Source organism: Paraburkholderia sp. BR14374, assembly GCF_040948685.1.
Classification (GTDB): Bacteria; Pseudomonadota; Gammaproteobacteria; order Burkholderiales; family Burkholderiaceae; genus Paraburkholderia; species Paraburkholderia youngii.
The window spans coordinates 545,334-557,280 of the sequence record NZ_JBFPKF010000003.1 but is presented as its reverse complement, the minus strand read 5'-3'; the positions used below and the strand labels follow the sequence as shown (position 1 = coordinate 557,280).

Below are 11,947 nucleotides of genomic sequence, written 5' to 3'. Positions count from 1 at the left end.
GGCTCGCGCGTTAGTCGGCGCCGCGCACGATGCGCAGATCGCGCTCCACGCCATCGCCCAATGCGGCCAGCGCCTTCTTGTACTCGTCGCTTTCGTAAGCGGCGACCGCCGCCTCGTAGGTCGGGAATTCGATCACGACCGTGCGCTCCTTGAGGCCCTGCTCGCGCGCCTCGTCCGCCACGCCTCGCACGATGAACTTGCCGCCTGCCGCCGCCACCGCGGCCGGGGCGAGTTGCGCGTACGCGGCCAGTTTCTGCGGATCGTTCGTCTTGCGGTACGACGTCACCCAATAACCTTTGCTCATTCGAATCTCCTTGTGTGAGGGACCAACGCGGGGATGAAAGCGGACCATGGCGGTCGCTGTCTTGCATGGTAGCAAAGCGGGCCGGCTCGCGATGCCCTGCCGTCACCGCACATTCCATCTGCCTGTCAGCCGGTCGCGAAAGAGCATGTGACGCGCATAACGGAAGTGTCTCTTCCAGCATCGCAAAACGACTTAGCTATTAAGCGTTTTGTGCACTAGGCTTGCCTTTGCACACTTCAAGCGATGGATCAAAGGAGACAACGAATGAACGAGCGATACGAGTCGTTTTGTGCGTGCTGCGGCAGTCCCGACCATCGGGCGATGAACCGCCGGACTTTCATGAGCCTCCTTGCGGGCAGCGCCGCCGGACTCGCGATGCCGTCCGCGTTCGCCGCGGACGCACCCGACGTGCGCACGATTGCTTATGACTCGATTGCCAACCCCGTACGTTTGCCGAACGACACGTATTTCGGCGAATGCTCGGGCGTCGCGCTCAATTCGCGTGGCCATATCTTCGTGCTGTCGCGCGGCAACACCACCGGCCCCGCGTATGGCGCGGCCGCCGCGCAACTGCTCGAGTTCGCGCCCGATGGACGCTTCGTGCGTGAGATCGGCCACAACCTGTATGCGTGGTCGTTCGCGCACACGGTGAAGGTGGACCGGCACGACAACATCTGGGTCACCGACAAGGGCTCGGACATGGTGATCAAGTTCACGCCGGAAGGACGCGTCGCGATGGTGTTCGGCCGCAAGCAGGAAGCATCGGACGAAGAGACCGCGCCGCTCAAGCATCCGAATCCGCCGCTGCCGTCCGAACCCGGACGCTTTCGCCAGGTGACCGACGTCGCGTGGGACAAGGCGGGCAACACCTATATCAGCGACGGATACATCAACTCGCGCGTCGCGAAGGTCGATCGCGACGGCAACTGGCTGAAGTCATGGGGTGATCGCGGCACGGGACCGGGGCAGTTCCATACACCCCATAGCATCGCAGTCGATGCGCACGACCACGTGTACGTGGCCGATCGCAGCAACCGGCGCATCCAGGTGTTCGATAGCGAGGGTACGTTCCTGCGGCAGTTCACGATCGACGTACCGGTGCCGCCGGACGCGCGTCCCGCGATCGGCAACATGCCAAGCGAAGCGGAACTCGCCGCGGGCACATTCGCGCCCGGCTCACCCTGGGCGATCTGCATTTCGCCGGGACCGAATCAGGTGCTCTATAGCGCCGACGCGTATCCGGGCCGCATCTACAAGATGACGCTCGACGGCAAAGTGCTCGGCGTACTCGGCAAAGCGGGCAAACAGCCGAAACAGTTCGGCTGGATTCACGAGATGGCGTGCCCTTCGGAAAACGTCTTATTCGTTGCCGAGTTGCTGAACTGGCGCATTCAGAAACTGGTTTTGCATGCGTGATGGACGCGGGCCGCCGCGTTCGCCTGTGATGCGCACGCGGACCAGCCCCGTCTATGTCAAGCCATCTCAGTCGTAATGACGATGCTTGTGATGGCGCTTGCCCGAGTGGTAGTCGCGCGAGTAGTCGTCGGCGTACGAGTTCGAGCGCGAGATGTTGCCGCCGAGCGCCGAACCCGCGCCGCCGCCCAGCGCCGCGCCGACGAGGCCGCCAGTGCGGCCGCCCATTGCGTTGCCGGCCGCGGTGCCCGCGCCGCCACCGAGCGCGCCGCCGATGATCGCGCCGGTACGTTCGCGACGATTCGACGTGACCGCGCCGCCCGCACCACCGCCCACCGCGCCACCGATCACCGCGCCGGTGCTGCCGCCCACCGCGCCGCCGACTGCCGCGCCGGCCACGCCACCGAGCGCGCCGCCGAGCATGTTGTTCATATCACCGGCGAAGGCCGGCAACGACGCCGCGGCGCTCAATGCAGCCACGGCAACCATCTGGATGATCTTCTTGGACATATCGGGTCTTTGTTTTAGTGAGACGGCGCCGAGTATAGCGGGGCTTGCGAAAGGCCTTTGTAACTGCGGCAGTCCATCCCGGTAAGACGTGTAACAAAATGAATGGGGTATTGTTTTTTGCGGTGACCGCGAAAAACAAGGGCCGCTCGTGGTGAGCGGCCCCTCGCGCGAATGCCGGTTAGCGGTTTGAATCTACTCTTCTAGCCGCGCCGCTTCTTCTTCAATTCGATCGTCTCGAACAGCGCATATTCCGGTGTCGGCGTCTGATCCGCGCCAGGCGCATGGTAGTAGTTCATCGTGATCGTCGTGTCGCCGCCGGGCTGTCCCGGATCGTAGTCGAACACCGCGATGCCGTAGCCGGTGCCAGTGTCGCGTTGCGCGGACCAGATCGCGTCTTCGACCGCGTCGGCGCTCGCGCGCACGAACGCGCCCGCGGTCGTCGCCGGCACCGGGCGATTCGGCTTCGTGAAGATGCGCGCCTGCGGCAGGCCAGTGCCGGCATCGACGCCATACACGTCGAGCGGCGCGCTGGTGCCGCCGCCGCCGAGAATCAAGTGAATCGTGCCGTGACTCGTATCGAACGTCGATGCACCCGCCGATACCGCCGACATGATCGGCTTGGGCTGCAACGTATCGACCGGGCGCCCCGTCGCGATGTCGGTGCCCCGGTTGTGATTGCAACCGCGCACCGGATAGCTGCGCTCGTAGTCGTGATCGTGACCGCACAGCACGAGGTCCACGCCATAGCGATCGAACAGCGGCAGCCACGCTTCGCGAATGCCCTTGTCGGAACCGTTGCCGGTCTTCGACGAACTGAGCGCGTCCTGATGCATCTGCACGATGATCCAGTCCACGTCGTTATCGTGCGACGCATGCTGCAGCACTTTCTCTAGCCAGCGCGTCTGCTCGCCATTGCTATAGCCGCGCACGTACAGCGACGTGCCCGCCGGAATCGGCGGATTGCCGGTACTCGCGACCGGCGTCAACGGCGCGGGCCCGGCGACGAACGCGGCGGCATCCTGATAGACGACGTCGTCCGCATCGAGCGAAATGAACTGCACCGAGCCGACCCGGAAGCTGTACCAGCGGCCCGGAAAACGCGTGTGATTGTCCGGCAGCATGTAGCGCGACAGATACGACGCAAGCCCCTGCTCGCCGTTGTTGAATTCGAGCTCGTGATTGCCGGGACAAGGCATCCACGGCCGGTTCGACGCCGAAGTCTGCGCGTTGTTGCCGAAGTCGCGCCACACCTCGGGTTGCTGCATCGGGTTCAGATTCGCATAGCAGAGGTCGCCGTTCAGCAGATGGAACAGCGGCTGGAAGCTCTCGACGGCCGCCACCGCGAAGCGGCTTTGGGGCGACGACAGCACCCAGTTCGTATTCGGCGTCGCGAGATCGCCGTAGCTCGTGAAGCGAAACGGCGCGCGGCCGCGCGGCGCGGTGCGAAAACTCGCGGCGAAGGGTTGCGATGCGTTGCTGTCGTTATCGGCTGTCACTTCGTACTGATAGGTCGTGTCGGCCTTCAGCTCGCGCACGCGCGCGTGATAGTTGAACACGACCTCGCCGTTGAGGCCGTCGGTGTAAGTGCTTTGCACCGCGTGCACCGTATGTTTGGCGTGGTCGCCGTGATGGGTGCCGCTGATGCGCACTTGCGGATTGACCGCCGGCGCGAGCGACGACCACGACACGGTCACTTCGCTCGTCGGGTCGCTGCCCCAGGTCAGAAGGATCTGCTCGGGCGTGCCATCGGGCGTGCCGCTATTGGCGCCGCGCGCGGTCGATGCGAGCGCGCCCGCCGCCGTCGCGAGACTCGATACGCCGGCGAACTTCAGAAAGCCGCGACGCGAGACGATCGATGCGCCGTGCTCATCGGCAGGCGTTGTCTTGACGATTTTTCTGTTCGACATGTCCGGTATGGTTGTTCGGGTGGAAGAACGCCGGCGCAAAACAACGCCCCGCGGGGCGAGCGCGGAAGGAAAGTGACGGACGATCGTAGCCGGACGGCGATGACAGCCCGATGAAAACATCGGGAGAACAGCGGAAGGTGGGAATTGAGATCGAAACGCTCATAAAAACGAATTGCCGGTGCAGCGCGCAATTCGATCACGCGCATGCATCCGGCAATCCGCCCGAGCGCCGCTCAGGTTTGCGAACTCGTATCGTCCGCGGCTTGAGCGTTGTCGGCGTCGTCCTGCTTCTCTTCTTCTTTCTTTTCCACCAGCTCTTCGAGCTTGCCGGCGCCTTCGAATCCGGCGATAGCGGCGATGCCTTTGGTCAGCAGACCCGCTTGCGGATCGACTTTCTCCGCGGCTTCAACGGCGGCGACCGCGCCGGCGATCTTGCCCACTTCGTCCAGAAGTCCCATGTCGCACTCCCACAAAAATAAGTGAAATTGCATCGTCTCACGAACTTCGTCGCGTGTCGTCAAATGTTAAGCCGCTTGACCGTGAAGCTTTCAGAGTGAAATTTAATTGCCCGCCTCACATGCGCGCGGGCGGCTGTGGATTGTTTGCGGGATTCGTGTCGAACCTCGACACACGAACGATGCCGTTCGCGTCGATCAGCTTCGACAAGCCGACTTCGAGCGCATCGGCGACATCCTTGCCATACACCTCGTCGTCATTCACGTAGAGCGTGAACGACTGAAGGTATTTCGCTTTCTTCTCCGGGTTCTCGATGGTCTGCCGCGTCCATTGATAAAGCGGGTAGTTCTCGACGCCCATTCTTTCCGCTTCGCTCACGTAGTCGGCGAATGCATCGAACTGGCATTTGAGCGTTGCGTGATGCGTTTGCAAAACGTTACGAAGTGCTGGATGCGCGGCGCACGAAGGGTCCGCGCGCAGCGAGTTGGCGAGTTCCGCCGATGCGGTGATCCGCAATTGGAATTGCAGGGGAGATGACATCAGGACCTCGATCGCGTCGGTAACGGTTATCAAAAGTCCGCGGGCGCCGCCTTGTCGGCGACAGGCGCGTCGAGCGCGGCTTCGCACTGCTCGATTTCTTCGCTGCTCATCGGCTTGCCCAGCAGATAACCCTGCGCATGCGTGCAACCGCATACGCGCACGAAATTGAGCTGCTCCTGGGTTTCGATGCCCTCGGCCGTGGTCGGCATGCCGATCTCGCGCGCAAGTGCGACGATGCCGCGCACCACGGCCGCGGATTCGCGCCCATGCACGGCCTCGCGCACGAACGAGCTGTCGATCTTCAGCTTGTCGAACGAGAAGCGCACCAGCGTCGACATCGTCGAAAAGCCGGTGCCGAAGTCGTCGAGCGCCAGCCCGATGCCCAAGGCGCGCAACCGGGTGATGTTGCGGCGGGTCACTTCATCGTCGTTCAGCAGTGCCGTTTCCGTGACCTCGAGATTGAGCCGCGTCGGCGGCAGCCTGGTTTTCCGAAGTATGGCCGTCACCGTCGATGCGAACGATTCCTCGCGCAACTGCACCGGCGATACGTTGACCGCGACGATCACCTTGTCGCGCCACGTCGACGCCGACATGCACGATTGCAGCAGCACCCATTCGCCCAACAGGAGAATCAGGCCGGTGCGCTCGGCGGTCGGAATGAACGCCGACGGCGACAACTCGCCGCGCGTCGGATGAGCCCAGCGAATCAGCGCCTCGCGACCCGCTATCGCGCCGGTGTGAAGATCGATGATCGGCTGATACTCCATGCGCAAACCATCGAACGACTTCAGCGCACCTTCGAGGTCGCTGCGCAGCAGGCTCAGGCTTTCGTCGGATACGTGCTTCTCGGCATCGAAAATCGCAAATGCGCTTTTGCCGCTGCGCTTGACGCCATACAGCGCGCGGTCGGCGCAGATCAGCAATTGCGGACCGGTATTCGCATGTTCGGGGTACAGCGCGATGCCGACGCTCGCGCCGATATGCACGAGCGCTTCGCTCAGCACGAACGGCCGCGCCAGCGTTCTGACGATGCGATCAGCCAGCACGCGCACGTCGCGAAGCTGCCCGGCGCCGTCCGAAATCGCCACGAACTCGTCGCCCGCGAGGCGGCCAACCTGGTCGCCGCTTGGCAGCACGTCGCGCAAACGCGTCGCCGCTTCCTGCAGAATCCGGTCGCCGGCGGCATGGCCGAGACTGTCGTTGATCGCCTTGAAGCCATCGAGGTCGATCAGCAGCACCGCGAACGCCCCGCCCTGCCCGGTCGAACTCTCGCCGGTGCGCTCGAGCAGCAGCTCGCTGATGCGCGCGCGATTCGGCAAACCGGTCAAGCTGTCCTGGCGCGCGAGGCGATGACTGTTTTCGCGCGCGAGCAGCAACGCGACGGTGTCGCGATTGCTGCGCAGCGCAACCGTGAAAAAGCCGGCCGCGCAAAACGGTGCCTGAAATAGCAACACGAGCTTGCCATTGCCCGGCGACATCGCCGCCCCGATACTCAGAAAGCTCAGAATAAAAACGATTTGCAATAACGCAAGCCGCGGCGTGCTCGCATTACGTCCGGCCAACCCGCCGATTACACCGACCGCGCAAACGTTTCCAAGCAGGAAAAGCGTGGGACTTCCGCTGATATTGCACAGAAATGTGCCGAAGCCGAATAGCGCGCTCCACAACAGACTCGCGAAAAGAAACGCGGAAGTCGGTGTGGGCAGCCCTTTCGCGGCGCGCGTGCGGCATAGCCAGATCAACAGGAGCCGCACGATCAGCAATGCGACGACCGCAATGCCCCACGCGGCATACAGCGGAATCGGATAAAGATAATACGCAGTCGCGCAAACGCTGATTTCGCAAATCGATGCGAATATGATAGAAGCGGTTCGCGTAAACAGGTTGGCGAGCAGAATCTGCCGGTTGTCCGGACTCAGGTTCTGAGCCGAGGACACGAGCCACTTGAAAAATGGAGACCTTGGTTCGGTAAAAGCCATGACCTGCGCATTCGACGGTTGGTGGGTCCGAATCGGCATGCGAATGGACGGCTCGTGCAACGATTACATAAACGTATGTAAAATATCAGATTAATGCGGGCAATGGCGTGAAATGACTATTAGCCGCGCTTTTATGGCACTGGACCGCCGCTAATCCGCAGTCGCTCGACCCGGTGCGAGCGTTTGCGGCGCAGCGCCCCGCTCGGTGTGGAGTCATTCCGATGTTGCGCAAAGGCAATAAAAAAGAGGAAGAGCGTGGCTCTTCCTCCTTGACGATTTCCGCGTGCCCGGCTTCCGAGTCGCGATCGCCGGCCTTGCTTAGTCGTACAGCACGGCTACGATCTTCGGATCGTTGATGTTGGTCTTATCGTACCAGTAGAAACCGGTATCGATCTTCTTCGGCAGCTTCTCGCCATGCAGCGCCTTGACCGCCGAGTCGACCGTGCACTTGCCGATACCGACCGGGTTCTGCGTAATCGCGCCGGCCATCAAGCCCGACATGATGTTGTCCTTCTGCTCCTTGCCGGAGTCGAAGCCGATCAGCACGAGTTTCTTGCCCGACTCCTTGATGCCAATCGCTGCGCCATCCGCGGAACCTTCGTTCGCGCCGAAGATGCCCTTCAGGTTCGGATTCGCCTGGATCATGGCCTTGGCGATTTCCGCCGACTTCAGGTGATCGCCGGCGCCGTATTGCACGGACACGATCTTGATGTTCGGATGCTTCGACTTGATCTGATTGACGAAACCGTCGCGACGATCGACACCGGTGCGGCTGGTCTGGTCGTGCACGATGACGCCGACTTCGCCGGAATTGCCGATGAACTCGGCCATCTTGTCGGCGGCGAGCGCGGCGGCGGCGAGGTTGTCCGTTGCGCAGGTCGTCAACGGAATATCGCTGTCGACGCCAGAGTCGAATGCGATCACCTGAATCTTGTCGTTCTGCGCGCGCTTGAGCAAGGGGATGGCCGCCTTGCTGTCGAGTGCCGCAATACCGATCGCCTGCGGTTTCTTCGCGAGCGCGGCCGACAGCATATCGATCTGCTTGTCGACCATCGCTTCGGTTTCCGGTCCCTCGAACGTGATCCTGACGTTGTTCGCTTTCGCGGACTGCTCGGCACCCGATTTGACGGCTTGCCAGAACTGATGCTGGAAGCCTTTCGAAATAAGCGGAATATACGGCTCATCCGCATACGCGAGACTGCTTCCGCCAACGAGCGCACCGACACCGACCACGATACCGATTAGTCTTCTCTTCAACATGGGGCCTCCTCCAATGGTTGGGCTATCAAGCCGCTATCGAGCTTTCGAGGGAGCCTTCACGTGCCCTCTCTCTGCTGCTCCTGCGTTCCCTGCTTATTTGCTGCTTCCTTGCTCCTACATCAACTTCCCCGGCTGCGCCGCAGAATGTCCGCATACACCGCCAGAATGATGATCAAACCCGTCACGACGATCTGCCACTCCTGCGCGACCGACATGATGCGCAGCCCGTTGGTCAGCACGCTCATGATGAAAGCGCCGATGATGGTGCCGAGTATCGTGCCCGAACCGCCGCTCAACGACGTGCCGCCGATCACGACCGCCGCGATCGCATCGAGCTCGTAGCCCTGACCGAGCGCCGGCTGCGCGGAATTGAGCCGCGACGCGATCAGGAGACCCGCGATGCCGCAGATCGCGCCGCCCACGCCGTAAATCGCGATCTTCCAGCGATCGACATTCACGCCCGAAAGCCGTACCGCCTCTTCATTGCTGCCGAGTGCGAATGTGTAGCGGCCGAGCGCAGTGCGATTGAGCGTAATGGAACTGACGATCGCGAGAAAGAACAAAATAAGTACCGCATTCGGAATCGGCACGCTCGGCAGGAAATAGCCGATCAGCGAGTCCTGGGAAATACGGTAGAAGTTCTCGGTATCGGTGAAATAGATCGGCTTGTCGGCCGACACGACGAGCGAAAGCCCTTTGAGCAGCATCATCATGCCGAGCGTCGCGATGAATGGCGGAATCTTCATTTTCGCGGTCAAGGTGCCCGATATCGTGCCGCATACCGCGCCAGTCGCCAGTGCCGCGAGTACGCCCATCCACATCGGCAGATGCCAGTAGGTGAGAAATACACCGCAAATCACGGCGGTGAACGTCATCAACGTACCGACCGACAGATCGATACCCCCAGTGATGATCACGAACGTGGCCGCGATCGCCAGCACGCCGTTCACAGCGGTCGCCTGCAAAATGCCGAGGATGTTGTCCATCTGCATGAAGGCCGGTGACGCGAAGCTGAAGAACACCAGCAGCAGAATGAGGCTCGCGAACGCGAGCATCTTTTGCACGGCGGTCGGCGCAAAAATTCGCGCTTTCAGCCCGGAAGTGCGCCGTTCGTTGTCCAGCGCCGCGGTATCCGTTTGCATTGTCATGTCATAGACCTCTTCAGGCTTGTGCCGTTTTCAGGGATTCGCGCTGCGTCGCGAGATGCATGATGCGCTCCTGCGTCGCTTCGCTGGCGGACAGCTCGCCGGTAATGCGGCCCTCGCACATCACGACGATGCGGTCGCTCATGCGCAGAACTTCGGGCAGCTCGGAGGAGATCATTACGATCGCCTTGCCTTGCGCCGCCAGCGAGCGCAGCAGCTTGTAGATTTCGCTTTTCGCGCCGACGTCGATACCGCGCGTCGGTTCGTCGAAGAACAGGACATCGCAATCGCGCTCGAGCCATTTCGCAATCACGATCTTTTGCTGATTGCCGCCCGACAGGAGCCGAACCTGCTGCGTCGCCGAAGGCGTGCGAATCGCCAGCAGCTTGATGAAGTGCTGCGCTCTTTTGCGAATCTGCCCGCTGCGCAGGAACATATTGAGCGACAGGAACTTGCCGAGATCGGACATTACGATGTTCGATTCGACATCCATTCCGGTGGCCAGACCGAAGCGCTTGCGATCTTCCGACAGATAGCCGATGCCGCGCTTGACCGCATCACTGGGCCTTTTGATCGACGCCTTCACGCCCTTCACAAAAATCTCGCCCGATTCGACCGGATCGGCGCCGAACACCGCACGCGCGAGCTCCGTGCGGCCCGCGCCCATCAAGCCGGCGAAGCCGAGTATTTCGCCCTTGCGCAATTCGAAACTGACGTCGCGCACGAGCGGACCCGCGACGAGATTTTTCACTTGGAGCGCGAGTTCGCCTTTCGCCGGCGCGCTCTCCACCGGCGCGATGTCGCTGAGCGTGCGCCCGACCATCATGCCGATGATCGTCTGGACGCTGGTGCCCTCGGTCGGAACGGTGGCCACATACTCGCCGTCGCGCATCACCGTGACGCGATCGGTGATCTGCTTCAACTCGTCCATCTTGTGCGAGATATAGACGACGCCGACGCCGCGCTCTTTCAATTGACGGATGATCCGGAACAACTCGGCAATCTCGGCATCGTTGAGCGCGGAGGTGGGCTCGTCCATGATTAGCACGCGCGAATCGAAAGACAGGGCTTTCGCGATCTCGACCATCTGCTGACTCGCGACGGTCAACGTGCCGACTATCGTGCGCGGATCGAGCTTCACGTGCATGCGGGCCAGGATCTCGCGTGCCTGCGCATTCAGCTTGTCTTCGTCGAGGAACAGACCCAGACCCTTGCGCGGCTCTCGGCCGATAAAGATGTTCTGCGCGACGCTCAGATGATTCATCAGTTGCAGTTCCTGATGAATGATGCCGATGCCGACGGCTTGCGCGTCGCGCGGGCTTTGAAAGTCGACGGGTTTGCCGTCGAACAGAATTTCGCCGGAATCCCGCGTATAGACGCCGGCAAGAATCTTCATCAGCGTAGACTTGCCGGCGCCGTTCTCGCCCATCAGCGCATGGACCTCGCCGGCCATGAGTTCGAAGCGGACGTCATGAAGTGCTCTAACGCCCGGAAAGCTCTTGCAAAGCTTGTTGACGGAAATGAGTGGGTTCATGTGCTGATCTGTCGACGGCTGCCTATATCACCAACGCTTTTACGATGGAGCTTTTTACGACTCGACAACGGCTTTCATTGCAGCTTTCATTCAAGGCGCGAACAGGTCGGGCCGCTCTTTCGCGGACCGGTGCAATTCGGCGACGACCTGGTCGAGATGATCGTGCATCGCTTTCGCGGCCGCATCGCCGTCGCCGGCGCAAAGAGCCTTGAAGATGCTCTCGTGCTCTTCCAGCGTATGCACGAGCCGTTCCGGACTTGCGAGCAATTGCCGCGCGCGGTCCAGCGCATTGCGCGACACCGCGACGATTTCCTTCACGCGCGGCAGGTTGACCGCGTCGAGCAGGATTTCATGGAAAGCCAGATCGAGCGCATGAAACGCCAGACGTTCGCCACTTCCAGCCAGAGTGCGCTGCTGGTCGAGATTGCTGGCCAATGCGTCGAGCGTGGCCCGGTCGTGCATTCGCGCCACGCCGCGCACCGTCTCGACCTCCAGTGCGCTGCGGATGAATAGATGCTGGCGGATGTCGTCGAGCGCGATCGGTTTGACGCGCGTGCCGCGCTGCGGCAATACCTCGACGAGACCCGCATGCGCAAGCCTTGCCAACGCGGACGACACCGGAAAGCGCGACACCCCCATCCGTTCGCACACCGCCATCTTGTCGATCATCATGCCGGGTTCCAACGCCAACGTAACGATCGCTTCTCGCAACGCCGCCTCAACCGCGTCGGTCAAACTGCCGCGCTCGCCACCGCCAACTTTTTGCAGTGCGACATAAGGATTGCCAGCGGCATTCTCCAGTTCGGCTGACGAGTTCACGGAGGCCTTGATTTCAAGAGAACATGCTAGCATGCTAGGAAGGGAATGCCGTGTTGTCAACGCGTACAAATGCCTGGGGA

At 61.6% G+C, this 11,947-nt stretch carries 11 protein-coding genes; 1 reads left to right on the top strand and 10 read right to left on the bottom strand.

All coding sequences use genetic code 11. From position 1 onward, the window contains the following. Nucleotides 1-10: 10 nt before the first annotated feature. Nucleotides 11-304: a DUF1330 domain-containing protein gene (locus AB3X86_RS09710; RefSeq protein ID WP_176106837.1), complete on the bottom strand. Its 294-nt coding sequence runs from the start codon at nucleotides 302-304 to the stop codon at nucleotides 11-13. A gap of 264 nt (nucleotides 305-568) precedes the next feature. Between AB3X86_RS09710 and AB3X86_RS09705 the strand changes: the two genes are divergently transcribed. After that, nucleotides 569-1,720: a peptidyl-alpha-hydroxyglycine alpha-amidating lyase family protein gene (locus tag AB3X86_RS09705; protein ID WP_368595780.1), complete on the top strand. Its 1,152-nt coding sequence runs from the start codon at nucleotides 569-571 to the stop codon at nucleotides 1,718-1,720. Between the two features lie 66 nt (nucleotides 1,721-1,786). Here the strand turns inward: AB3X86_RS09705 and AB3X86_RS09700 are convergent, their stop codons facing one another. The 9 genes from AB3X86_RS09700 to AB3X86_RS09660 form a co-directional block, all read right to left on the bottom strand. Next, nucleotides 1,787-2,227, bottom strand: a complete 441-nt coding sequence (locus AB3X86_RS09700; protein WP_368595779.1) for a hypothetical protein — start codon at nucleotides 2,225-2,227, stop codon at nucleotides 1,787-1,789. A gap of 200 nt (nucleotides 2,228-2,427) precedes the next feature. Then, nucleotides 2,428-4,134, bottom strand: coding sequence for a fibronectin type III domain-containing protein (locus tag AB3X86_RS09695; RefSeq protein WP_368595778.1), 1,707 nt, complete (start codon nucleotides 4,132-4,134; stop codon nucleotides 2,428-2,430). A gap of 233 nt (nucleotides 4,135-4,367) precedes the next feature. Next, nucleotides 4,368-4,592: a hypothetical protein gene (locus AB3X86_RS09690; protein ID WP_176121057.1), complete on the bottom strand. Its 225-nt coding sequence runs from the start codon at nucleotides 4,590-4,592 to the stop codon at nucleotides 4,368-4,370. Nucleotides 4,593-4,707: 115 nt separating this feature from the next. Further along, nucleotides 4,708-5,130: a hypothetical protein gene (locus tag AB3X86_RS09685; protein ID WP_368595777.1), complete on the bottom strand. Its 423-nt coding sequence runs from the start codon at nucleotides 5,128-5,130 to the stop codon at nucleotides 4,708-4,710. A 29-nt stretch (nucleotides 5,131-5,159) separates the two neighbouring features. Further along, on the bottom strand, nucleotides 5,160-7,109 hold the full coding sequence (locus AB3X86_RS09680) for a putative bifunctional diguanylate cyclase/phosphodiesterase (RefSeq protein WP_368595776.1): 1,950 nt from the start codon (nucleotides 7,107-7,109) through the stop codon (nucleotides 5,160-5,162). A 318-nt stretch (nucleotides 7,110-7,427) separates the two neighbouring features. Next, on the bottom strand, nucleotides 7,428-8,369 hold the full coding sequence (locus AB3X86_RS09675) for an ABC transporter substrate-binding protein (protein WP_176382976.1): 942 nt from the start codon (nucleotides 8,367-8,369) through the stop codon (nucleotides 7,428-7,430). Nucleotides 8,370-8,488: 119 nt separating this feature from the next. Beyond that, nucleotides 8,489-9,517: an ABC transporter permease gene (locus AB3X86_RS09670; RefSeq protein WP_013092574.1), complete on the bottom strand. Its 1,029-nt coding sequence runs from the start codon at nucleotides 9,515-9,517 to the stop codon at nucleotides 8,489-8,491. A 13-nt stretch (nucleotides 9,518-9,530) separates the two neighbouring features. Then, nucleotides 9,531-11,048: a sugar ABC transporter ATP-binding protein gene (locus AB3X86_RS09665; protein ID WP_368595775.1), complete on the bottom strand. Its 1,518-nt coding sequence runs from the start codon at nucleotides 11,046-11,048 to the stop codon at nucleotides 9,531-9,533. 90 nt (nucleotides 11,049-11,138) lie between these two features. Continuing rightward, nucleotides 11,139-11,900: a GntR family transcriptional regulator gene (locus AB3X86_RS09660; RefSeq protein ID WP_176106845.1), complete on the bottom strand. Its 762-nt coding sequence runs from the start codon at nucleotides 11,898-11,900 to the stop codon at nucleotides 11,139-11,141. Nucleotides 11,901-11,947 lie beyond the last annotated feature (47 nt).